The sequence below is a fragment of the Pseudomonas bubulae genome, assembly GCF_037023725.1.
Classification (GTDB): Bacteria; Pseudomonadota; Gammaproteobacteria; order Pseudomonadales; family Pseudomonadaceae; genus Aquipseudomonas; species Aquipseudomonas bubulae.
In genome coordinates this window covers 1869085-1891744 of record NZ_CP146077.1, presented here as the reverse complement: position 1 = coordinate 1891744, position 22660 = coordinate 1869085, and the positions used below count along the sequence as shown (strand labels likewise).

The 22660-nt window shown below is 57.8% G+C and carries 22 protein-coding genes; 15 read left to right on the top strand and 7 right to left on the bottom strand.

Annotation, left to right across the window (positions count from 1 at the left end; all coding sequences use genetic code 11):
* Positions 1-116 precede the first annotated feature (116 nt).
* Both V6L81_RS08785 and pcaR read right to left on the bottom strand, forming a co-directional pair.
* Positions 117-1463, bottom strand: a complete 1347-nt coding sequence (locus tag V6L81_RS08785; RefSeq protein WP_095003004.1) for an MFS transporter — start codon at positions 1461-1463, stop codon at positions 117-119.
* Positions 1464-1728: 265 nt separating this feature from the next.
* Positions 1729-2571 (bottom strand): pca regulon transcriptional regulator PcaR, encoded by an 843-nt coding sequence (pcaR, locus tag V6L81_RS08780; protein ID WP_095003003.1) that lies wholly within the window; start codon positions 2569-2571, stop codon positions 1729-1731.
* A gap of 701 nt (positions 2572-3272) precedes the next feature.
* On the opposite strand from pcaR, the gene V6L81_RS08775 reads away from it, so the two are divergent.
* Both V6L81_RS08775 and V6L81_RS08770 read left to right on the top strand, forming a co-directional pair.
* Positions 3273-3473, top strand: coding sequence for a hypothetical protein (locus tag V6L81_RS08775; protein ID WP_095003002.1), 201 nt, complete (start codon positions 3273-3275; stop codon positions 3471-3473).
* 352 nt (positions 3474-3825) lie between these two features.
* The gene (locus tag V6L81_RS08770; protein WP_095003001.1) at positions 3826-5298 is read left to right on the top strand and encodes an inorganic phosphate transporter; all 1473 of its coding nucleotides are present in this window, start codon (positions 3826-3828) and stop codon (positions 5296-5298) included.
* Positions 5299-5553: 255 nt separating this feature from the next.
* On the opposite strand, the gene ccoM is transcribed toward V6L81_RS08770, so the two are convergent.
* The 3 genes from ccoM to V6L81_RS08755 all read right to left on the bottom strand — a co-directional run bounded on the left by ccoM (position 5554) and on the right by V6L81_RS08755 (position 6367).
* A complete protein-coding gene (gene ccoM / locus V6L81_RS08765) occupies positions 5554-5664 on the bottom strand; it encodes a cytochrome c oxidase subunit CcoM (protein WP_016779744.1) in 111 nt (36 codons plus the stop codon).
* 147 nt (positions 5665-5811) lie between these two features.
* Complete coding sequence (locus tag V6L81_RS08760; protein ID WP_095003000.1) at positions 5812-5973, bottom strand: hypothetical protein; 162 nt, start codon at positions 5971-5973, stop codon at positions 5812-5814.
* 79 nt (positions 5974-6052) lie between these two features.
* Complete coding sequence (locus V6L81_RS08755) at positions 6053-6367, bottom strand: aspartate-semialdehyde dehydrogenase (protein WP_095002999.1); 315 nt, start codon at positions 6365-6367, stop codon at positions 6053-6055.
* A 172-nt stretch (positions 6368-6539) separates the two neighbouring features.
* On the opposite strand from V6L81_RS08755, the gene rapA reads away from it, so the two are divergent.
* Positions 6540-9386: an RNA polymerase-associated protein RapA gene (gene rapA, locus V6L81_RS08750; RefSeq protein WP_218723711.1), complete on the top strand. Its 2847-nt coding sequence runs from the start codon at positions 6540-6542 to the stop codon at positions 9384-9386.
* Between the two features lie 262 nt (positions 9387-9648).
* A complete protein-coding gene (locus V6L81_RS08745; RefSeq protein ID WP_338660621.1) occupies positions 9649-11637 on the top strand; it encodes an EAL domain-containing protein in 1989 nt (662 codons plus the stop codon).
* A gap of 155 nt (positions 11638-11792) precedes the next feature.
* On the opposite strand, the gene V6L81_RS08740 is transcribed toward V6L81_RS08745, so the two are convergent.
* On the bottom strand, positions 11793-12098 hold the full coding sequence (locus V6L81_RS08740; RefSeq protein WP_095002996.1) for a DUF2288 domain-containing protein: 306 nt from the start codon (positions 12096-12098) through the stop codon (positions 11793-11795).
* A 360-nt stretch (positions 12099-12458) separates the two neighbouring features.
* Between V6L81_RS08740 and V6L81_RS08735 the strand changes: the two genes are divergently transcribed.
* From V6L81_RS08735 to V6L81_RS08695, 9 genes are all read left to right on the top strand, one after another.
* Complete coding sequence (locus V6L81_RS08735) at positions 12459-13586, top strand: branched-chain amino acid ABC transporter substrate-binding protein (protein ID WP_095002995.1); 1128 nt, start codon at positions 12459-12461, stop codon at positions 13584-13586.
* A gap of 249 nt (positions 13587-13835) precedes the next feature.
* Positions 13836-14759: a high-affinity branched-chain amino acid ABC transporter permease LivH gene (livH, locus tag V6L81_RS08730; protein WP_016779736.1), complete on the top strand. Its 924-nt coding sequence runs from the start codon at positions 13836-13838 to the stop codon at positions 14757-14759.
* Positions 14756-16012 carry a high-affinity branched-chain amino acid ABC transporter permease LivM gene (locus V6L81_RS08725; RefSeq protein WP_095002994.1) on the top strand — a complete coding sequence of 419 codons (1257 nt, stop codon included), beginning with the start codon at positions 14756-14758 and terminating at the stop codon, positions 16010-16012. The genes livH and V6L81_RS08725 overlap by 4 nt, the downstream gene beginning before the upstream one ends.
* A complete protein-coding gene (livG, locus tag V6L81_RS08720; RefSeq protein ID WP_095002993.1) occupies positions 16009-16776 on the top strand; it encodes a high-affinity branched-chain amino acid ABC transporter ATP-binding protein LivG in 768 nt (255 codons plus the stop codon). Before V6L81_RS08725 ends, livG begins: the two co-directional genes overlap by 4 nt.
* 1 nt (position 16777) lies before the next feature.
* On the top strand, positions 16778-17479 hold the full coding sequence (locus tag V6L81_RS08715; RefSeq protein WP_095002992.1) for an ABC transporter ATP-binding protein: 702 nt from the start codon (positions 16778-16780) through the stop codon (positions 17477-17479).
* Positions 17480-17773: 294 nt separating this feature from the next.
* Complete coding sequence (locus tag V6L81_RS08710) at positions 17774-18076, top strand: DUF2282 domain-containing protein (RefSeq protein ID WP_095002991.1); 303 nt, start codon at positions 17774-17776, stop codon at positions 18074-18076.
* Positions 18077-18098: 22 nt separating this feature from the next.
* Positions 18099-18977 carry a DUF692 domain-containing protein gene (locus tag V6L81_RS08705; RefSeq protein WP_338660620.1) on the top strand — a complete coding sequence of 293 codons (879 nt, stop codon included), beginning with the start codon at positions 18099-18101 and terminating at the stop codon, positions 18975-18977.
* Positions 18974-19747 carry a DUF2063 domain-containing protein gene (locus V6L81_RS08700; protein ID WP_130871912.1) on the top strand — a complete coding sequence of 258 codons (774 nt, stop codon included), beginning with the start codon at positions 18974-18976 and terminating at the stop codon, positions 19745-19747. Before V6L81_RS08705 ends, V6L81_RS08700 begins: the two co-directional genes overlap by 4 nt.
* Positions 19744-20247, top strand: a complete 504-nt coding sequence (locus tag V6L81_RS08695) for a DoxX family protein (protein ID WP_095024422.1) — start codon at positions 19744-19746, stop codon at positions 20245-20247. Before V6L81_RS08700 ends, V6L81_RS08695 begins: the two co-directional genes overlap by 4 nt.
* On the opposite strand, the gene V6L81_RS08690 is transcribed toward V6L81_RS08695, so the two are convergent.
* A complete protein-coding gene (locus V6L81_RS08690) occupies positions 20244-21152 on the bottom strand; it encodes a LysR family transcriptional regulator (protein WP_095002987.1) in 909 nt (302 codons plus the stop codon). The genes V6L81_RS08695 and V6L81_RS08690 overlap by 4 nt on opposite strands.
* 104 nt (positions 21153-21256) lie before the next feature.
* Between V6L81_RS08690 and V6L81_RS08685 the strand changes: the two genes are divergently transcribed.
* Positions 21257-21856, top strand: coding sequence for a short chain dehydrogenase (locus V6L81_RS08685; RefSeq protein ID WP_095002986.1), 600 nt, complete (start codon positions 21257-21259; stop codon positions 21854-21856).
* Positions 21857-21916: 60 nt separating this feature from the next.
* Positions 21917-22588, top strand: coding sequence for a COG3650 family protein (locus V6L81_RS08680; protein WP_169916891.1), 672 nt, complete (start codon positions 21917-21919; stop codon positions 22586-22588).
* Positions 22589-22660: the final 72 nt, after the last annotated feature.

The following is a 22660-nucleotide window of genomic DNA, read 5'->3' as shown; positions in this document are numbered from 1 at the left end:
GAAGGTGCGCCAGGGCGACACCGGATGCTCAGCAGATTAAGCCGCGGCTTTGGCCCAAACAATCCGATAATCGACTATGTGTTCGCTAATCGAACACATAGTTAGCAGGCTGCCTATCAGGTTGCATCAGCGTGGCTGACCATGCCTTTGATAAGCACTGCCGTGGTTGCCAGGGCAGCCGGAATCACCAGCGCGGTCAGCACCTGCTCGAAGTTCCAGCCCAGACCCAGCAGGGTCGCGCCCATCCACGCCCCCAGAATGGCGCCGAAGCGGCCGATGCCGAGCATCCATGACACACCGGTGGCCCGCCCCTGGGTCGGATAAAAACGTGCGGCCAGCGACGGCATCGCCGATTGCGCACCGTTGACGCACATACCGGCCACCAGCACCAGAGTTGCCAGCACGGTGATATTGCCCAGGCTCTGACCAACCGCGTAGGCAAACACCCCGGCCAGCAGGTAGAAAATGCCGATCACTTTGTGCGGGTTGAACCGGTCCATCGCCCAACCCACCCCCACTGCACTCAACACCCCGCCGAACTGGAACAGAGCGCCAATAAATGCCGCCTGCTCCATGCTTGCGCCGCTGTCACGCATCAGCGTCGGCAGCCAGCTGGTCAACAGATAAACGATCACCAGCCCCATAAAGTAGGTGAGCCACAGCAACAGGGTGCCGGTGCTGTAAGTGCCGGAAAAGATCACTGCAAAGACGTTGCGCGCCTTGACGGTATTCTGCTCCGGCACGCTGAAGCTTGACGCCTGGGCCACCTGGGCAGGGTCGATCGGGGCAAGGGTCTTGCGAATACGCTCAACACTGCGGTTGCGCACCACCAGGTAGCGCGCCGACTCCGGTAACCAGAACAGCAATACCACGGCAAGAATCAGCGGCAGCACGCCGCCAATCAACAACAGGCTGTGCCAGCCATACATCGGGATCAACTTGGCAGAGACAAACCCGCCGCCCGCCATGCCGAGGTTAAAGCCGCAAAACATGCTGGTTACCAGCAAAGACTTGTGGCGTTCGGGGGTGTATTCCGAAAGCAAGGTAGTGGCATTAGGCATGCCGGCCCCCAGGCCAAGCCCGGTTAAAAAGCGCAGTACCAGCAGTTGGTCAACGTTGCTGGCGTAGGCCGAGGCCAGACTGAAGCCACCAAACACCAGCACCGCCGACACCAGCACCACCTTGCGGCCAAAACGGTCCGCCAAGGGTCCAGAGCCCAGGGCACCAAACACCATGCCGATCAGCGCGGCGCTCATCACGGGACCGAGGCTGGCGCGGTCAATCCCCCAGTCCTGGGACAGGGCAGGCGCAATAAAGCCCATGGCCGCTGTGTCCAGGCCATCGAGGAAGACAATCAGAAAACACAGGATCACCACGCGCCACTGGTAGCGCGACAGGGGTTGGGCGTTGATAAAGGACTGCACATCGAGGCAGTTGCCGACAGAAGACTGGGGTGAATTCATTATTTTTATACCGGTCAAAAACCAGGGCGAACGAAAACCGGCCAGGGGCCAGCGGCTCACATTAATAGTTATCGGGGGATCAGAAGGGCAGCGGGCGACTGCGCAGTGGCAGCGTCAGGGGGAGTGTCATGGCGTTTGGCCTCTTCTCATTATTATTTAGCCTGCCCGGCAAGGCAGCGCTGAGCCGACATTAATCAGCCCACTGCCGCCATGCAATTCGATAAACGCTTAACTGTGCGTTTATCGAACGCTTAGTTTTCACCCATCAACTAAACAACTGGGTGCTCAGCTCGCGGCTGGCGTTGAGCATGATCGGCAAAAAGCGCTGCTCCAGCTCCGTGCGTGTGACCCTTCCTGCGTGGGTGCTGACATTCAGGGCGGCAAGCACTTGCCCGGAAGCGTCGTAGACCGGCACGGCAATCGAACGCAGGCCTTGTTCCAGTTCCTGGTCGACCACACACCAGCCCTGCTCACGCACCAGTTGCAAACACTCCAGCAGTGCTTCGCGGGTGTGCAGGGTACGACTGGTCTTGGCCTGGAACTCACCGTGGGCCAGGTATTCGTGCAGGGTCACGTCGTCCAGCGCCGCCAACAGAATGCGCCCCATCGAAGTGCAGTAGGCGGGCAGGCGGCCGCCAACCGACAGATCAACCGAAATCAGCCGCTGCGTAGTAGCCGAACGGGCGATGTAGAGGATGTCATCGCCTTCGAGCGTCGCCATGTTGCACGCCTCGTGCAATTGCTCGCTCATGCGGTCCAGATAAGGCTGAGCCGACACGGCCAGCGGCGTGGACGACAGATAGGCATGGCCCAGCGTCAACACTTTGGGCAACAGGGAGTAGGTACGCCCGTCAGTGGTCGCATAGCCCAGCTTGATCAGGGTGTACAAACAACGGCGCACCGCCGCCCGGGGGATTTCCGTGCGGTGGCTGATCTGCGCGATGGTCAGATGCCGCTTGCGTTCCTGAAACGCCTGCACCACCGCCAGGCCACGGGCCAACGACGACATGAAGTCAGGATCACCGGTAAACGCCTGAATACGCTTGGCCGGCGACGCCACAATCGGTGGCGCGATACTGGCAACGGCATTGTGCAGTCGATCATTCATTCCCAACCCCCAGCTTCAGCTATTTATAGTTATGGCATGCCGGGCGATTATCGAACCGCTAGTCGATAATCGCAATCAGTGCTGCAGCGAGGTAATGTACACATGATTTTGTACGATCTTGAATCATTTTAGTTGGATGACATTTTTTTAACCTGGGCTTTATTACAATCAGGCGCGTCCGCTCAATGATAGAAAACGTCTGATTAATATGTATTCAGGTCAAGTTCAGCTCTGGCATTAAACAACTTGATGGCCAACTACCCGGCAGCGAATCAAATAGAGTCACGCGTGCAAAGCGCAGGCTAATTCACAAATATTCATAACACATGTCACGACTGGAAGTTGACGCGCAGGAAGTTATTCAGCGATAGTAGAGGCACTTCTCAGCTATTGAGAACGCGCAAGTTATTGAGAGTACAAGGTCAAGCCCGTACAGCCGATTGGATCCAACCAGAGCGTTGCGTTCGATTGCTACGCGCAGCTTGCCGGCAATTGCATCGTGTGTAGTTTCACCCGGGGGTGAACACTTGAGACGGCGACGCTCATGTTTCTGTAAATGACGTGGCCGAGTGCATAGCGTGGTGTATGTAAGCATGACGTTATTTATAGGCCTTTGTCTTATTGCCTGTCATTCGTCATATGAATCAACCTCCCTGCACGGTGATTCACCAGGTTCAAACTCAACTCAATTAGGTAAGACAGTGACAAAAGACGAACTGCGCGCAGAACTTGAGCGACAGGAACAACGATTCAAGGATCTTTACGGTGGTGAAGTGACCACCTACGCGGCCAAACCCGAGCCCGGACGCAAACCCTGGCGCAAACGGGCCAGCCTGCTCGACCAGGCGTTCACTCAAGAAATCCAGAAGATCGAAAAAGAGCTCAAGGCCGAAGAGCCCTGACCCGCACCTGAAAACGTACCAGAACAGCCCCTGCTGCCTCTTGCGTGCTCGCCATTTGCATGAGCGGGTATGGCTGTTTGCTATATCAGAACCTGAACCAGCAGCGTCGGCCCCTCTGATTTAAGAAATTTCATCTATCCAAATCAGACCTGCGCCACAGCGTGCGTATGCCCCTGGAAAAGCCCTATAGCCTTTGGTATCAGTGGCTTGAAGGGAATTGCCTACGCCAGCTCGCGATGGATTCTTACAGGTTTTTTCATTTATAGATGTTACCAACGGGCAGCTAGTGCATTGATTAGCGGGGTTTTCTGGCATAATCCGCCCCCCTTTATGACCGTGTCAGAAAACCTTCATGATCGATCTATTAAGCGGATTGGACGCCTGGGTTCTTATCAGCCTCTTCTTCGCCCTAGCCTTTGTTCTCGCGTTTGAGTTCATCAACGGCTTTCATGACACCGCAAACGCGGTAGCGACTGTCATCTACACCAAAGCCATGCCGCCTCACCTGGCGGTGTTCTTTTCCGGTGTGTTCAATTTCCTCGGCGTGTTGCTGGGCGGGGTTGGCGTGGCCTATGCCATCGTCCACCTGCTGCCGGTTGAGCTGCTGGTCAACGTAAACACCGGACATGGCCTGGCCATGGTGTTCTCGTTGCTCGCTGCGGCCATCACCTGGAACCTTGGCACCTGGTATTTCGGCATTCCTGCCTCAAGCTCACACACCCTGATCGGTTCGATCCTCGGTGTCGGCCTGGCCAACGCCCTGATCAGCGGCATCCCGGTGAGTGACGGGGTTAACTGGCAGAAGGCTATCGATATTGGTGCCTCGCTGGTGTTCTCGCCAATCGCCGGTTTCGTGGTAGCGGGCCTGGTACTGGTCGGCCTGAAGTGGTGGCGTCCGGGGTCCAAGATGCACAAGACCCCTGAGCAGCGCCGCAAGCTGGATGACAAGAAGCACCCGCCGTTCTGGAACCGACTGGTGCTGGTGATTTCGGCCATGGCAGTCAGTTTCGTGCACGGCTCCAACGATGGCCAGAAAGGCATCGGCCTGATCATGCTGGTATTGATCGGCATCGTGCCAAGCGCTTTCGTTCTGGATCTGAACAGCACCACCTATCAGATCGAACGCACCCGCGACGCCACCTTGCACCTGAGCCAGTTCTACGAGCGCAACAACGCTTCGCTGACCGAGTTCCTGGCCCTGGGCAAAAGCGTCAAGGGCGACCTGCCGGATCAGTTCAGCTGCAATCCGCAGCAGACCGAACCGACCATCGCAGCCCTGTTGAGCTCGCTCAAAGGTGTAGCGGACTACCACTCGATCCCGGCTGAAAAGCGTATCGAGATCCGCCGCTACCTGCTTTGCCTGGATGACACCGCGAAGAAAGTCAGCAAATTGCCAGTGCTTGATTCCCGCGAAAAAGCGGACCTCGAGAAACTGCGCAAAGACCTGACCGCCACCACCGAATACGCACCGTTCTGGGTGATCCTGGCTGTAGCCCTGGCCCTGGGTCTGGGCACCATGGTGGGCTGGAAGCGTGTGGTTAAAACCATCGGCGAGAAGATCGGCAAGCAGGGCATGACCTATGCTCAGGGCATGGCCGCTCAAATCACCACGGCTTTCGCCATCGGCATGGCCAATATCTTCTCCCTCCCGGTATCGACGACGCACATTCTGTCGTCGGGCGTGGCAGGTACCATGGTCGCCAACAAAAGCGGCCTGCAGGGCGGTACGATCAAAACCATCCTGATGGCCTGGGTGCTGACCTTGCCGGCTACCATTGCACTGTCTGCAACGCTGTTCTGGCTGGCTTCCAAAGTCCTCGCCTGATAGCGCGCCGCACAAAAAAGGTACGACCCGCACGGGTCGTACCTTTTTTTATGCCCGGTCATTATGCAGACCCTGTGGGAGCTGGCTTGCCCGCGATGGCATCGACTCAGTTTGCCTGACAGACCGCGTTGCCTGCATCGCGAGCAAGCCCGCTCCCACCGCATTCGGGCAAGTCCCATTTATTACAGGCAAAAAAATAGGCGACCGAAGTCGCCCAAAATGCCTTGCGTGCTCATGCCATGGAAAGACCCGGCGCTATTTGCGCTTCTGCGAGTCTTTCCAGATAAAAATGCCCAGACCGGCGAAAAACAAAACCATGAGGCCGACAGTAAGTACTCCGGCGATAACCACATTATCGAGAAACATGACGGCCTCCTGCGCTCTGTTTGTGTGTCTGTTGAAGCTAGATTAACCAGACACGCAGGCGCACAACTTGACCGGGATCAATAGTGACCCACGGCCAGCCGGCAGTTGAGGGGGTTAGTTGACGCAGATCATCGAAAACGCGGCAGTTCAGCGCTTTTTCGGTTTTTTCTTCGGCTTTTTCGCCGTTTTTGCCAACGGCATTGCCTGTTCGAACGCCTTGCGCACCTCGTTCAGGCGCTTTTCATTGAGGTCATGTACCCGTTTGGCGCGCTCGGCGCCCAGGTCAACCAGCTTGGTGTCTTGGCTCATAAGCAAATCAGACCACTGTCAGTATGTTTCAGTACGCCAATAATGCGATGCACATTCGGCCCTGACCAGAAAAAACCACCTAGACCTTGATATCAACCCACACACCCTGGCGCTGCATGCCATCGGCCAAGGGTTCAACCGGCACCTCGTCAACCACCTGCGGGAGCGTACTCCCCTGCTCCCGGGATTCGCGGCGGCGCTGTTCCTGCTGACGCCGTTGCTCCTCACGCAACAATAAAGTGGCCTGGTCGGCATCGCTGTGCTTGAGGTCAATGGCACTTTCGCTGGAGCTGGCCTGGGCCGGCACCACAGGCGGAATGTCCGGGCGCGGGCGAACCGGATCCTGTCCGGAGGTAACCGGTACTGCGCCAAGGGGCAAAATGGACGGCAGCATGGTGATTGTTCTCCTGTCTTCTGGCTATTTGCGCGAACCGGTAATCGTGAACCATTGGTCGATAACCGGGCTGACACCCTGGCAAACCGGACAGCTTTTTTTGAGAGTCCTTTGGACTGAGGCCCTTGATCCGTTAATATACTCGGCTTTTTCAAAGCGGGAGTCAGGCAGCATGGCGCAGCAGTATCAACCGGGGCAACGCTGGATTAGTGACAGCGAAGCAGAGCTAGGTTTGGGCACCGTTCTGGCACAGGACGGTCGCTTGCTGACCGTGCTCTATCCGGCCACTGGCGAAACCCGCCAATATTCGCTGCGCAACGCACCGCTCACGCGCGTACGGTTCTCGCCGGGTGACACCATCATCCACTTCGAAGGCTGGAAGATGACCGTGCGCGAAGTTGAGGACGTTGACGGCCTGATGGTCTACCACGGCCTCAACGAGCGAAACGAAGCCGTCACCCTGCCAGAGACCCAACTGTCGAACTTTATCCAGTTCCGTCTGGCCAGTGACCGTCTGTTTGCCGGGCAAATCGACCCGCTGTCCTGGTTCTCCCTGCGCTACCACACCCTCGAACACACCAGCCGCCAGCTGCAATCGCCGCTGTGGGGCCTGGGTGGCGTACGTGCGCAACCTATTGCGCACCAACTGCATATCGCCCGCGAAGTCGCTGACCGCATCGCCCCTCGGGTTTTGCTGGCCGACGAAGTGGGTCTGGGCAAAACCATCGAAGCCGGTCTGGTGATCCACCGCCAGCTGCTCAGTGGCCGCGCCAACCGTGTATTGATCGTAGTCCCGGAAAACCTGCAGCACCAATGGCTGGTCGAGATGCGTCGACGCTTCAATCTTGAAGTGGCGTTGTTCGACGAAGAGCGCTTTATCGAAAGCGACGCCAGCAACCCGTTCGAAGACTGCCAGCTGGCCCTGGTTGCCCTGGAATGGCTGGTGGACGATCCCAAGGCCCAGGCAGCGCTGTTTGATGCCGACTGGGACCTGCTGGTAGTCGACGAAGCTCACCACCTGGTGTGGCACGAAGACAACGTCAGCCCCGAGTACGGCCTGGTTGAACAACTCGCCGGCGTGATCCCGGGCGTGCTGCTGCTCACTGCAACCCCGGAACAACTGGGCCAGGACAGCCACTTTGCGCGCTTGCGCCTGCTGGACCCGAACCGCTTCCACGACCTGGCCGCCTTCCGCGCCGAAAGCGAAAATTACCGCCCGGTGGCTCAGGCCGTACAGGAACTGCTGGATAAAGGCAGCCTGTCCCCTGAAGCCCATAAAACCATCCACGGTTTCCTCGGCGCCGAAGGCGATACCCTGCTGGCCGCCGTCAATGCTGGCGATGCCGAGGCCAGCGCCCGCCTGGTGCGCGAACTGCTTGACCGCCACGGCACCGGCCGCGTGCTGTTCCGTAATACCCGCGCCGCGATCCAGGGCTTCCCGGAGCGCAAACTGCATGCCTACCCGCTGCCGTGCCCGGCCGAATACCTTGAGCTGCCGTTGGGCGAACACGCCGAGCTGTACCCTGAAGTCAGCTTCCAGGCCCAGCCGGACGCCAGCGATGAAGAGCGGTGGTGGAACTTCGACCCGCGGGTCGAATGGCTGATCGACACCCTGAAAATGCTCAAGCGCACCAAGGTGCTGGTGATCTGCGCCCACGCCGAAACCGCGATGGATCTGGAAGACGCCCTGCGCGTGCGTTCCGGTATTCCTGCAACGGTCTTCCACGAAGGCATGAACATTCTTGAGCGTGACCGCGCTGCGGCCTACTTCGCTGACGAAGAGTTCGGCGCTCAGGTGTTGATCTGTTCCGAAATCGGCAGTGAAGGCCGTAACTTCCAGTTTGCCCACCACCTGGTGCTGTTCGACCTGCCATCCCACCCGGATTTGCTGGAGCAGCGGATTGGCCGTCTGGACCGGATCGGCCAGAAGCACGTGATCGAGCTGCACGTACCGTACCTTGAGACCAGCCCGCAACAGCGCCTGTTCCAGTGGTACCACGAAGCGCTGAACGCGTTCCTCAACACCTGCCCGACCGGTAACGCCCTGCAACACCAGTTCGGTCCTCGTTTGCTGCCATTGCTGGAAGCTGGGGACGACCAAGAGTGGCAAGCACTGATCGACGAAGCCCGGGTTGAACGTGAGCGTCTGGAGCAAGAGCTGCACACCGGCCGCGACCGTTTGCTGGAGCTTAACTCCGGTGGTTCGGGTGAAGGTGAAGCACTGGTTGAGGCGATCCTTGAGCAAGACGATCAGTTCACCCTGCCGATCTACATGGAAACCCTGTTCAACGCCTTTGGCATCGACAGCGAAGACCACTCGGAAAACGCGCTGATCCTCAAGCCCAGCGAAAAAATGCTCGACGCCAGCTTCCCCCTGGGTGACGACGAAGGCGTGACCATCACCTACGATCGCGAGCAGGCCCTGTCGCGCGAAGACATGCAGTTCATCACCTGGGAGCACCCGATGGTGCAAGGCGGCATGGACCTGGTGCTGTCGGGTTCGATGGGCAACACCGCCGTCGCCCTGATCAAGAACAAGGCCCTCAAGCCCGGTACCGTCCTGCTCGAGCTGATTTACGTCAGTGAAGTGGTTGCTCCGCGCTCCCTGCAACTGGGCCGCTACCTGCCGCCGGCCGCCCTGCGCTGCCTGCTCGATGCCAATGGCAACGACCTGTCGTCGCGCGTGGCCTTTGACACCTTGAACGAACAGCTGGAAAGCGTTCCCCGCGCCAGCGCCAACAAGTTCGTTCAGGCCCAGCGCGACCAACTGACGCCTAAAATCAACGCAGGCGAAGCCAAAATCGCGCCACGTCATGCGGAACGCGTGGCCGAAGCCCAGCGCCGTCTGGCAGCCGACACGGAAGAAGAACTGGCCCGCCTGACTGCCCTGCAGGCTGTCAACCCGAGCGTGCGCGAGAGCGAACTGATTGCCCTGCGCAAGCAGCGCGAACAAAGCCTGGCCATGCTTGAAAAAGCCGCCCTGCGCCTTGAAGCCATTCGGGTTCTGGTAGCGGGTTAAAACCCATGAGCTGTGGGAGCGAGCTTGCTCGCGATAGGATCAATGAGGTGAAACTGAATCACCGCGTTAATCCTATCGCGAGCAAGCCCGCTCCCACATTTCTGACAGTCCCGATCTAACGTAACTAACTATAAACCCCCGCCCTAATAACAAAATGATAACCATCATTTTGCCATCACCCCTGTCACAGCCAATCCAGCTTCTATACTCGATCTCAAGCTAGCACCCAACGACTAGCGCATCTGGATCGCCGAGGCGTGCAATGGAAAGTCCGGGGTTGCAACTTTTGGCCGAATCCGCAGAAAACGGGCAACTGCTGTTGATCGGCGGCTATAACCCCTATCTGCTGTTTCTCGCCTGGCTCGTTGCCTGTACTGCCTGCGTGGCCACGCTGAATCTGCTCGACCGCGCAGCCAATGCCGAAAAAACTGCGGCAAGAACCATTTGGCGATGGATAGCTGTCGCTTGCCTGACCATCGGCATCTGGGCGATGCACAGCATCTGCATCCTGGCCTTTGACTCCCCGCTCGACGCTCGCTACGGCGTTGTTATCGCGCTTGGCTCATTGCTGATTGCCCTGATTATTGTGCAAACCCTCGACAACACTACAGCCTGGCGCCCAAACAGCCGCCTGCTCCATCAGTTATTCAAATATGCCCTGTGCATGCTTGCTGCTGGCGGCCTGCTCAGCACTCACTTGCTCATTGGCAATACACTGGCTGGCAATTCGGATGCAGGCAGCAATAACTGGCAACCGGGCCTTGTGCTGGCCGTGATCACCCTGTTGCTGATTGGCAGTTGCATCAGCGCCACGATTGTCGACAAGAAACTACAACTCAAGGAGCACGACCTGCGCCGCGTCAATGCCCTGCTCAGCCAGCTCGACCAGGCGCGCGCATCCTTGCAGCAAGTGGCCCACTACGACCCGCTGACCAATCTGATCAACCGTCGCGGCTTCAATCAGCTGTTTGCTGAAAAACTCATCGACTGCGCCACCAGAAACACCAGGCTTGCGGTAATGTTTCTCGACATTGACCACTTCAAACGCATCAACGACAGCCTGGGTCACGATGCCGGGGACGAATTGCTCAAGACAATCGCCACCCGCATCAAGCTCGCTACCCGCAGCCACGATGACGTTGTTGCACGCTTTGGCGGAGACGAGTTCTGCATCCTGTTCAGCCTGAGCCAGCGCGATGAAGCCCAAGGCATGGCCCAGCGCATCATGCTCAAGCTCAAAGAGCCCATTGAGCTGTCAGGTCGCCAAATGGTCATGACCACCAGCATTGGCATCAGTGTGTACCCGGATGATGGCACCACCAGTGCCGAACTGCTCAAGCATGCCGACCTGGCGCTCTACCAGTCCAAGGGCAGCGGGCGTAACAACCTCAATTTTTTCAGCCCGAGCCTGAAAACCCGAGCCTCGCTGGAGCTGCAAATCGAAGAGGAACTGCGCAACGCGCTTAACGAGGACAAGGGGCTGTCCCTGCATTACCAGCCCATCTTCGACCTCAAGAGTGGCCGGGTCGCCAAACTGGAGGCGCTGATACGCTGGCAGCATCCCGAACACGGGCTGCTCGGCCCTGATCGTTTTATCAGCATCGCCGAGGCCAACGGGCTGATCGCCAGGCTCGACCATTGGGTGTTGCGCAAAGCCTGTCATGATCTCGCCGCCCTCTCCCGCCTGGGCTGGCAGCACCTGGGCATAGCCGTTAACTGTTCGGCGCTGAATCTGGTACGGGTTGAGTTGGCCGACGAAATCGAAAACGCCCTGCGCACATCAGGCGTTGCTGCACACCGGCTGGAGCTGGAAGTCACAGAAAACGCCCTGATGTGCAACCTGAGCAGCACCTCGCAACTGTTACGACAGATCCGTGCGCTGGGTGTATCCCTGTCCATTGACGATTTCGGTACCGGGTATTCGTCCCTGGCCTACCTAAAGCGTCTGCCGCTTAACACCCTGAAAATTGATCGCACTTTTATTCAAGACATCCCGGCCTCCAGCCAGGACATGGAGATCGTTCAGGCCATTATCCTCATGGCCCATACCCTGCACCTGCAAGTAGTCACCGAGGGGGTTGAAACCATCCAACAGTTCGAATTTCTCAACCAGTTCGGCTGCGACTTTATCCAGGGCTATCTGCTCAGCCGGCCTGTGCCCTTTGAGGCGCTGCCAGAGATTCTTCAACAACTCGACAAGCGCCCTGTGCCCGCTCCCGATCACGCCACCTTCGTACTTACCAACCAATAGCGGTACAGCCAGATCCCAGGCACAAAAAAACGCCACAGTGGCGACTGTGGCGTTTCTCTACGGCATATTGCCACTACGTGAAGACGGGTTACTGAGCTACACACTCCGGGCTCTTCACAGCGGTGCAAATAAATGCGCCGGCTTGGTGCGCAGGTTTAATTTTGCGCCCTTTCCTGGACCATCACCCAAGGTGAAACCACCACTGCCCATAGCTGAGGGTCGCGCTCAAGAACGTCTAGCGCCTGCGCCTCAGTCATCCTGCCAAGCAGCCCGGATGCCATCCAGGCCGCGACTTTCTCTGCATCATCCTGAGTCACGGCCTGCGCCGCCTCGATCAAGTCCAGAGCGGGTTCGACCCACAGCAAATCCCCTTTGGCGAAGAAGGGTTGCAACGCTTTCCATTCAATTGTTGAGGTCTCGCCAAGCAGCTTGGCATAGAGGGTGCTAGGTTCTTGATTCATGGGTTTCACCGGGGAAAAAAATCGGCGTCATGATAACGCCGCATACCCGGTAGAAAAACCCGACTTTACAGGTAATAAAACGTGGCAAGAGCTGAGGGCCAAGGTCAAACCGGTTGATATGGCAACATTCAGATAACTATCAACCGATGAATCCGCCGCCATTTTGTCTTTTTCTTACGTTTAAGCGACATTCTCTGTTTTTTCCCTCGCCAGCACGCTATTCAAGCGCTGAAGCGGCGCTCTACACTGTACCGGTACAGTTGCAAGGGGAATTGACCGGGAATTTCGCTACAAGAAGACCCGGTCCGGCTGCCTTGGCTTCCAGGACTATAAAAATTACAACAGAAGAGTGGAGCACCAATAAAGATGGCTACGAAGCAGATTACTAAACTGTTTGCCGCTATGGTTTTGGCCGGGTTCGCCAGCCATTCATTTGCCGCAGACACCATCAAGATCGGTATTGCCGGCCCTAAAACCGGGCCTCTGACTCAGTACGGCGACATGCAGTTTGCTGGCGCAAAAATGGCCATCGAACAAATCAACGCCAAGGGCGGCGTTGATGGCAAAAAACTAGAAGCGGTTGACTACGATGACGCCTGCGACCCGAAACAAGCGGTTGCCGTTGCCAACAAAGTGGTCAATGACGGTATCAAGTACGTAGTCGGTCACCTGTGCTCCAGCTCCACCCAGCCTGCTTCGGACATTTACGAAGACGAAGGCATCATCATGATTACCCCGGCCGCCACCGGCCCGGAAATCACCGCTCGTGGCTACAAGATGATCTTCCGCACCATCGGTCTGGACAGCGCCCAGGGCCCTGCCGCCGGTAACTACATCGCGGATCACGTCAAGCCCAAGGTCGTTGCGGTATTGCACGACAAACAACAATACGGTGAAGGCATCGCCAGCGCCGTTAAAAAGACCCTCGAAGACAAAGGCATCAAGGTTGCTGTCTTTGAAGGCGTCAACGCCGGTGAAAAAGACTATTCCTCGGTCATCGCCAAGCTCAAGCAAGCCAACGTCGACTTCGTCTACTACGGCGGCTACCACCCTGAGTTGGGTCTGATCCTGCGCCAGGCCAAAGAAAAAGGCCTGAACGCCAAGTTCATGGGCCCTGAAGGTGTGGGCAACGAGTCCATCTCGCAAATCGCCCAGGGCGCTTCCGAAGGCCTGCTGGTCACCCTGCCAAAAGCGTTCGACGCCGATCCGGAAAACAAGGCACTGGTTGATGCTTTCGCTGCCAAGAAGCAGGACCCAACCGGCCCATTCGTGTTCCCGGCCTACGCCGCAGTTGAAGTGATTGCCGGCGGTATCGAGCAGGCGAAAAGCGAAGACCCGGCCAAAGTCGCTGAAGCCATCCACAAAGGTACGTTCAAAACGCCTACCGGTAACCTGAAGTTTGACGCCAAGGGTGACGTGGAAGACTTCAAGTTCGTGGTCTACGAATGGCACTTCGGCAAGCCGAAAACTGAAGTAAGCCCTCAGTAAGGGTCGGTTCCTGACCTGAAAACCAAGCCCACTGCTCAAGCGGTGGGTTTTGTTTTACAGGCCCGCGGTTCATGGAAATGGGGCCGCGCTTTCGTGATCCGAAAGCCTGCCCACCTGAAAATCTTTAAAACCGTCACCAGCGGTTCGCTGGCAGAAGACCTGTGCTCCAAGTGGGTGAAAACCCATACGGCCCGGGCCGGAAAATGACTCCACCAGTGAAATGCGTCTCAGGTTTTTAGGAGCTTTGTAATGCCTGACATCTATCACTTCTTCCAAATGCTGGTTAACGGCCTCAACGTTGGCAGCACCTATGCCCTGATCGCCATCGGCTATACGATGGTTTACGGCATTATTGGAATGATCAACTTCGCCCATGGCGAGGTGTACATGATTGGTTCCTATATTGCGTTTATCGCCATCGCCGGCCTGACCATGATGGGTCTGGACAGCGTACCGCTACTGCTGACTGCCGCGTTTATCGCCAGCATCGTGGTCACCAGCGCCTACGGCTACAGCATTGAACGGGTTGCCTACCGTCCATTGCGTGGCAGTAACCGCCTGATCCCGCTGATTTCGGCCATCGGCATGTCGATCTTCCTGCAAAACACCGTGCTACTGGCACAAGACTCCAAAGACAAATCGATCCCCAACCTGATCCCCGGCGGCTTCACCTTTGGCCCTGGAGGTGCCAGCGAAGTTATTGTCTCCTACATGCAGATCGTGGTTTTCGTTGTCACTTTCCTCGCCATGCTCGGCCTGACCCTGTTTATCTCACGCTCCCGCATGGGTCGTGCCTGCCGCGCCTGCGCCGAAGACATGAAGATGGCCAACCTGTTGGGTATCAACACCAACAACGTTATTGCGCTGACCTTCGTGATCGGTGCTGCCCTGGCCGCTGTTGCTGCGGTGCTGATCAGCGTGCAATACGGCGTGATCAACCCCAACGCGGGCTTCCTGGTAGGTCTCAAAGCCTTTACCGCAGCGGTACTGGGTGGCATTGGCAGCATTCCTGGCGCGATGCTCGGTGGCCTGGTGCTGGGTGTGGCTGAAGCCTTCGGTGCCGATATTTTCGGCGACCAGTACAAAGACGTTGTGGCTTTTGGCTTGCTGGTACTGGTGCTGCTGTTCCGTCCGACCGGCATTCTGGGGCGTCCGGAGATTGAAAAAGTATGACTAGGAATCTTAAGTCGGCGCTCTTCAGCGCCCTGTTGGTCTGGGCCGTCGCCTACCCGGTACTCGGCCTGAAACTGACTATCGTCGGGATCAACATCGAAGTTCACAACACCAGCACCTTTACCCTGAGCGTGATCGCGATCTGCTCCTTGCTGATGTTTGTGCGCGTGTTGTTCAACCAGCAACTGACCACAGCCTGGAGAAACTCCCCCAGCCTGCCGAAAGTGCCCACCAAGGCCACCAACTTCCTGACCCTGCCCAGCACTCAACGCTGGATCATTCTCGGTCTGGTCGTTGTGGCATTGATCTGGCCGTTCTACGGTTCTCGTGGTGCAGTGGATATCGCCACACTGATCCTGATCTATGTGATGCTCGGCCTGGGCCTGAACATCGTGGTAGGCCTGGCTGGCCTGCTTGACCTCGGTTATGTCGGCTTTTATGCCGTAGGCGCCTATACCTATGCCCTGCTCGCGCATTACTTCGGGCTGAGCTTCTGGATCTGCCTGCCTTTGGCCGGATTGATGGCGGCTACCTTTGGCTTCCTGCTGGGTTTCCCGGTGTTGCGCTTGCGCGGAGACTATCTGGCCATCGTGACGCTGGGCTTCGGTGAAATCATCCGCCTGTTCCTGCGTAACCTGACGGACATCACCGGCGGGCCAAACGGTATCAGCAACATCCCGAAACCAACGTTGTTCGGCCTGAGCTTCGACAGAACCGCCGCCGAGGGCATGCAAACCTTTCACGAGTACTTCGGCATCGCCTACAACTCGATCAACAAGGTAATTTTCCTCTACCTGATCGCGCTGGTGCTGGTACTGCTGGTGTTGTTCGTCATTAACCGCCTGCTGCGCATGCCGATCGGCCGCGCTTGGGAAGCTCTGCGTGAAGACGAAATCGCCTGCCGTGCACTGGGCCTGAATCCGACCGTGATCAAGCTGTCGGCCTTCACACTGGGCGCTACCTTTGCGGGTTTTGCTGGCAGTTTCTTTGCCGCACGTCAGGGCCTGGTAACGCCTGAGTCGTTCACCTTCCTTGAGTCGGCGATCATCCTGGCCATCGTGGTACTGGGCGGCATGGGCTCGCAACTGGGTGTCATCCTGGCCGCCGTGGTCATGATCCTGCTGCCCGAAATGATGCGTGAATTCAGCGAATACCGCATGTTGCTGTTCGGAGCCCTGATGGTGCTGATGATGATCTGGCGTCCACAAGGTCTGCTGCCTATGCAACGTCCTCACCTGGAGCTGCGAAAATGAGCCGCGAGTTACTGAAAGTCAGCGGCCTGAGCATGCGCTTTGGCGGCCTGTTGGCGGTAAACGGCGTAGCCTTGACCGTCAAGGAAAAACAGGTGGTGTCGATGATCGGCCCTAACGGTGCCGGCAAGACCACCGTATTCAACTGCCTGACCGGTTTTTACAAACCGTCTGCGGGCAGCATCGTCCTCGATGGCGAGTCGATCGAAGGCCTGCCGGGTCATGAGATCGCGCGCAAAGGCGTGGTCCGCACTTTCCAGAACGTGCGCCTGTTCAAGGACATGACCGCGGTTGAGAACCTGCTGATTGCCCAGCATCGCCACCTCAACACCAACTTCCTGTCGGGCCTGTTCAAGACCCCGTCATTTCGCAAAAGCGAACGTGATGCCATGGACTACGCCGCGTACTGGCTCGACAAGGTCAACCTGACCGAGTTCGCCAACCGCCCGGCGGGCACCCTGGCCTACGGGCAGCAGCGACGCCTGGAAATCGCCCGTTGCATGATGACGCGCCCGCGCATCCTGATGCTCGACGAACCGGCTGCAGGTCTGAACCCCAAGGAAACCGAAGACCTCAAGGCGCTGATCAGCGTATTGCGCAATGAGCACAACGCCACCGTGCTGTTGATCGAGCACGACATGAAACTGGTCATGAGCATTTCCGACCATATCGTGGTGATCAACCAGGGCACGCCTTTGGCTGACGGGACGCCGGAACAGATCCGTGACAACCCTGAAGTGATCAAAGCCTATTTGGGGGAAGCGTAAAATGCTGCAATTCGAAAACGTTTCGACCTTTTACGGCAAGATCCAGGCCCTGCACAGCGTCAATGTAGAGGTGCGCCAGGGTGAGATTGTGACCCTGATCGGCGCCAACGGTGCCGGCAAGTCGACCCTGATGATGACCCTGTGCGGCTCGCCTCAGGCTCATAGCGGCAGCATTCGCTACCTGGGTGAAGAACTGGTGGGGTTGAGCTCGGCCCAGATCATGCGCAAAAGCATCGCCGTTGTACCTGAAGGGCGTCGGGTATTTGCTCGTTTGACCGTGGAAGAAAACCTGGCCATGGGCGGGTTCTTTACCGAAAAACGGGAATACGAGGAGCAAATGGACAAGGTTCTGCACCTGTTCCCGCGCTTGAAGGAACGCTTTACCCAACGCGGTGGCACCATGTCCGGTGGCGAACAGCAAATGCTTGCCATTGGCCGTGCGTTGATGAGCAAACCCAAGCTGTTGTTGCTTGATGAGCCATCACTGGGGTTGGCACCGATCATCATTCAGCAGATTTTCGATATCATCGAACAGCTGCGCAATGAGGGTGTAACGGTGTTTCTGGTGGAGCAGAACGCCAACCAGGCACTGAAAATTGCTGACCGTGCCTATGTGCTGGAAAACGGCCGGGTGGTGATGCAAGGCACTGGCGAGCAATTGCTCAACGATCCGAAAGTGCGTGACGCCTACCTGGGCGGCTAAACCTGCCTGCGACACACAACGGCCCTTCGGGGCCGTTTCTTGTTAAACGACGCATAAGCTGTCGAAACTCTGTTGTATATCTAGCCCTATTGTGGGAGCGAGCCTGCTCGCGAAGGTCGTTCGCGAGCAGGCTCGTTCCCACAGGTTTACGTTTTTCCTGTAGCCGCTGACGAGGAGCAAAGGCTGCGATCGGCTACATAAAAATAATTCAGATCAGTTGTAACAACGCCCCCCCTTGCCTCTCTAGTTGGGTAACCCGGCAGCAATCGCTACCGGAATTTCTGGAGAGTCACCATGAAAAACCAAACCACCCGCACCTTGTCTGCCGCAGCCCTGGCTCTTGCTCTGGGGTCGGCTCTGAGTATTGCCGCCCTGCCCGCTCAGGCTGCCGACGACATGGAGAAGTGCTTCGGGGTTGCCATGAAAGGGCATAACGATTGCGCCGCCGGCGCTGGCACTACCTGTGCTGGCTCCGCCAAAACCGATCATCAGGCCAATGCCTGGAAACTCGTCCCAAAAGGGACCTGCGAAAAAACCGCCAGCAACACCTCACCAACCGGCTTTGGCCAACTGGCTGCCTACAAAGGCAAGTCCTGATCCGCGCCGCCGAGTGTTGATAATGCACAGCCCGCTTGCTTCGCTTATCGCGCCTCGTGCGCCCCGGCTCCCGCCTCGTGCGGGGCTGGGGCTCAAGGCCGAGCACTTTGTGGATGTACTTGCGAGCCGCCCAGACATCGGGTTCTTTGAAGTGCATGCCGAGAACTTCATGGTAGCTGGCGGCCCTTTCCACCATTACCTGAGCTTGATCCGCGAACATTACCCGCTGTCAATTCATGGCATTGGCCTGTCGATTGGCGGCGAAAGCCCGCTCAATACCGAACACTTGCGCCGCCTGAGCCTATTGCTCGAGCGTTACCAGCCGCAGATGTTTTCCGAACATCTGGCATGGTCCTCCCACGGGCCATTATTCCTCAATGATCTGCTGCCTTTGCGCTATGACACCGCCACGCTGCACCGGGTATGCGCGCATATGGACCAGGCACAGGATGTGTTGAAGCGCCAGATACTGCTGGAAAACCCCGCTACCTATATCGAGTTCGACGAGGCCCAATTCGACGAAGCCGGTTTTATTCAGGAAGTCATAAGCCGTACCGGCTGTGGCCTTTTGCTGGATGTAAACAATGTGTATGTGTCATGCATCAACCACGCCCGCGATCCTGTTGTCTATCTCGATGCCTTGCCCCTTCAGGCCGTAGGTGAGGTTCATCTGGCGGGTTTTGCTGAAGAAGCAGACAGCCTGGGGCAACGCTTGCTGATCGATAACCACGGCGCACCTGTCGATCAAGCGGTATGGGCGCTGTACCAGCAAGTACTGGACCGAATTGGCCCGATGGCCACCCTGATCGAACGCGACAATCATCTGCCCCCTCTCACCGAACTGCTTCAGGAAGCCCGCTTGGCTGACCGCTACCTGTTCAGCGCACAGGTGCAGCCATGAAACTACAAGATACATTCAGTGCAGCATTGCTCAATCCACACACGCCCGCCCCCACAGGCATTGCCTGCTACAACGGCGACCTTGACCGCCGTTTCGCGGTATATCGCAACAATGTGCAAAGCGGACTGATCAACGCGCTGGCCACCAGCTATCCCGTTGTTGCGCAATTGGTGGGTGAGGCCTTTTTTCAGGCCATGGCGCAGATATTTATTCAAAAACACCCACCCGACAGCCCGGTCATGAGCGCCTATGGCAGCCAGTTCGCCGGTTTTATCAATGCCTTTGCACCCGCCAGAAGCGTGCCCTACCTGGCGGACGTGGCTCGCCTTGAGCGTTTGTGTGTGCAGGCCTTTCACGCCGCAGACGTGTGCGCCGTAAACCCCGGGCTGCTGGCTCAGGCGCTCAACAGCCCCGAGGGGCTGCCCCATTTACACCTGCAACTGCACCCCGGTGTCGCATCGCTGCATTCACCCTACGCCATCGCGTCCTTGTGGGCGGCGCACCAACGCCAGGGACAGATACAGGGACTGGACACGCGCCAACCACAAAGCGTCCTGGTAATACGCAATGAATTGCGCGTGGAGGTATTCACGGTCAGCTCAGGGTGCGCAGTATTTGTGCACTTGCTCAAAGCGGGGAATGCCCTGGGGTTGGCCGCGGCCCATGCCCTGGAAGCCGACCCAGACTTTAACCTGGGCCAGGCCCTGGCGCTGTTGATTAGCAATAACACCATCACCGGCTTACAACCCGCCCTCGAGGCCTCGCCATGAATACTCAAACAATAAGCCCCGGCCTGCTACAGCGCTGGATCGGAGGCGCAATCGGGCTGTTGCGCTGCATACCCGACACACTGATCGCCTTTGTCGCACGCTTTTCCATTGCGGCGGTGTTCTGGAAATCAGGCCAGACCAAGGTTGAAGGTTTGGCAATCGATCTGGTTGAAGGCACCTTTCAACTCGGTATGCCGCATCTGTCTGACTCTGCGCTGTACTTGTTCAGTACGGAATACAAAGTCCCGCTACTCTCCCCCGAGGTGGCTGCTCACGCTGCCGCCTTCAGCGAGCATGTTTTCCCGGTGCTGATCCTGCTGGGCTTGGCCACCCGGTTCTCGGCGCTGGCACTGCTGGCCATGAGCATGACCATCCAGCTGTTCGTATACCCTGATGCCTACCCGACTCACGGCACCTGGATCGCGGTCTTGTTGTACTTGATGGCCAAGGGCCCGGGTGCGCTGTCGATTGATCATCTGATTGCACAGCGTTTTCGTTAAAGCAGGTCAATGGCCTCACCATTACTCTGGAACCAGCCCACCAGGAAATCCGCCAATACCTGAGTGCGCCTGGGCAAACCGCCTTGATAAGGGTGAACCAGATACATGGGGTTGCTGCGCGTTTGATAGTCACGCAACAAGCCGCGCAGGCGCCCATCAGCCAACTCGCAGCCAAGCATGTACGAGGGCAAGCGGGCGATGCCGGCACCGATCACGGCCGCTTTTTTCAGCAGACTGTAGTGATTGCTGGCAAATGACCCCGAGACCCGCACTCGTTGCAGTTCATGCTGGCGGTGGTAGTGCCACTCCTCGCGACCGCTGTAGTGGCTGTTAAGCAGACAGCGGTGCTCGACCAGTTCTTGCGGCGTAACCGGCTCGCCGTATTGCTCAAGATAGGCAGGGCTGGCGCAGGTGATCTCGTGCCAGTTAAGCACCTGCTTGGCCACCAGCCGTTCATGGCTGGCAACCTGCGAGCGTATCGCCAGATCAAACCCTTCCCGCACCATATCGCGATAGCTGTTGTTGAGCTCCAGCTCGATCTGCACCTGCGGGTATTCGCGGGAAAACTCCAGCAACAGCGAATCAAAGAAAGTCTCGCCCAGGGATACGGGCACGGTCATGCGTACCGGGCCTGCAACATCATCCTTTAGCCGGGCAAGTGCCTGACGTGCCCGCTCCACTTGCACCACCAGCGCCTGGGCTTGTGGCAGTAGCGCCGCGCCAGCCGCCGTAAGGCTCAAGCGCCGGGTGGTGCGATGCAGCAACACCACCGAAAACTGCGCCTCAAGCTGGCTGATACGCTTGGACAGCTGCCCCTTGCTGCAGCCCAGTTGCTGGGCGGCCAAGGTAAAACTGCCAGCGTCGATCAAGACCGCGAACGCAGCCAGATCATCCATTTCACTCATGGATTGTTTCCATATGAAAACCAAAGGTTGCCTATTAGTGCGCTTATCCCACTTAAAAAGCACCACTAGACTGAGCACTCACGTCATCCACAAAGGCACACAACATGAAAATCCTCTTGATAGGCGCTCACGGCACCATCGGTTCAGCCATTCGCCGCGAGTTGTCACCGCGCCATGAGATCGTAGAAATTGGTCGAAAAAGCGGGGATTATCAGGTCGATATCAGCGACAGTGAATCAATCCGCCAACTCTTCGCGCAAACCGGGCGCTTCGATGCGCTGATCTGTGCCGCCGGTAACGTCACGTTCGCCGCACTGGCTGACATGAGCGAAAGCGACTTCGCCCTCGGTTTGCAGGACAAGTTGATGGGCCAGGTCAATCTGCTGCTGATTGGCCGCGAGTTTGCCAACGATGGGGCCTCGTTCACCTTCACCAGCGGCGTTATCAACCGCGAGCCGATCCGTACCGGCAGTTCGGCGGCGCTGGTCAACGCGGCACTTGACGGTTTTGTAAAAGCAGCCGCCATTGAGTTGCCACGGGGCCTGCGGGTCAACTCGGTGAGCCCTACGGTCCTGGAAGAAGCGATGGACAAATACGCCCCGTACTTTCGCGGCTTCAAGCCTGTATCGGGCGCCGATGTGGCCCTGGCTTACGCCAAAAGCGTGGAAGGCTTGCAAACCGGGCAGACATTCACCGTAGGTTGAATCACTTGTGATGCATCGCTAGGCTGAGTAACGTGGCGACACCCTTCAGGAGTGCCCATGATGCGTTTTGCCCGTTCCTTAGCTTTGTTCGCCTTGCTGCCCGTGTTTGCCGGTTGCCAGATGTTCAGCAGCACACCTGCCGACACCACCGCAGGTCAAACCCGCCTGCAGGGCGAGCTGGTATCGGCCAATGGTCAATTGGTGTTTCAACCCTGCGTCGGCCAACAGCGCTATGTAGTTCGTGACAGCGCCGACACCACGCTGGTGCAGGACGCGACCTACATGCCCAATAAACCGGGCAAGTTGTTCGCCGATATCCGCGGCCGTTTTAGCGCCAGCACAACAGCCGGTACAGACGGTGAAGTCGAGCTGCAGCAACTCTACCGCCTGGAGCGCAGCAACAGCGCCTGCCAGGATCCCAACTTCAAGCAGGTGACCGTGCACGCCAACGGCAATGGCCCGGCCTGGGAAGTGCAAGCCGGGGGCAAGGGCATGGTGCTCAAGCGCGAAGGCCAGCCCGACCTGGCGCTGCCCTACGTTGAAGAACAGGTCGGCGATGGCCGCTTCTCCCTGTCCACCGAGGCCAACAATCAGCGCATCGAGCTGTGGGTGGCCCCACAACGCTGCACCGACAGTGCCAATGGCAGCGTGCAACATCTGAGCGCCGAGCTACGGATCAACGGTCAAGTCCAGCGCGGCTGCGGCTATTTTGGTGGCGCCCGTAACGACTAACCGATAACTGTTGCCGCATATTGCCCCGAAGCAGCTTACAATTAGCGGTTCTGCCAGGGTTTACCTGGCCCC